Raw genomic sequence first — 544 nt, forward strand, 5'->3', positions numbered from 1 at the left:
GAACAGGCCGATCCCGGTCTCGGGCATGGCGAATTTGGTGTTCTCGGTCGCGATACGGAAATCGCAGGGGCAGGCCAGGCCCACCCCGCCGCCCATCGTGATGCCGTCCATGAACGCGACCGTCGGCTTGGCATAGGCGAACAGCCGGTGGTTGAGCCGATATTCGGTGTGGAAAAACGCCCGCGCCTCGACCCCGTCCTTCGCCCCGCTTTCGGCGAGCATCCGAATGTCGCCGCCCGCGCAAAACCCACGGCCTTCGGCGTGGTCAATCAAGACCGCTTCAACAGCCGGATCGGTCCGCCACGCATCAAGCGCCGCCAGCATGGCGACGCACATATCGGTGGTCAGCGCATGCAGCGCCTTGGGCCGGTTCAGCCGAATCCGGCCGACAGGCCCTTCCCTCTCAATCACAACATCACTGGTCATGCGCACACGTCTTTCATGGTCGTCTTCGTGCCTTCGCGGCTTCGCGTGAAAACGGATTCACGCGAAGCCGCGAAGACACGAAGCAAAGGATAGTCCGCTGCGCGGGGTCATTGCCGCG

Annotated in this window: 1 protein-coding gene; it reads right to left on the reverse strand. The window is 63.8% G+C overall.

Features of this window, described 5'->3' with window-relative positions; genetic code table 11:
- Window positions 1–426: enoyl-CoA hydratase/isomerase family protein (locus AACY45_RS27735; protein WP_339548666.1), on the reverse strand; the 426-nt coding region annotated here is incomplete at its 3' end.
- Between the last annotated feature and the right edge of the window lie 118 nt (window positions 427–544).

The sequence above is a fragment of the Pseudomonas sp. RA_35y_Pfl2_P32 genome, from assembly GCF_963970735.1.
GTDB lineage: Bacteria > Pseudomonadota > Gammaproteobacteria > Pseudomonadales > Pseudomonadaceae > Aquipseudomonas.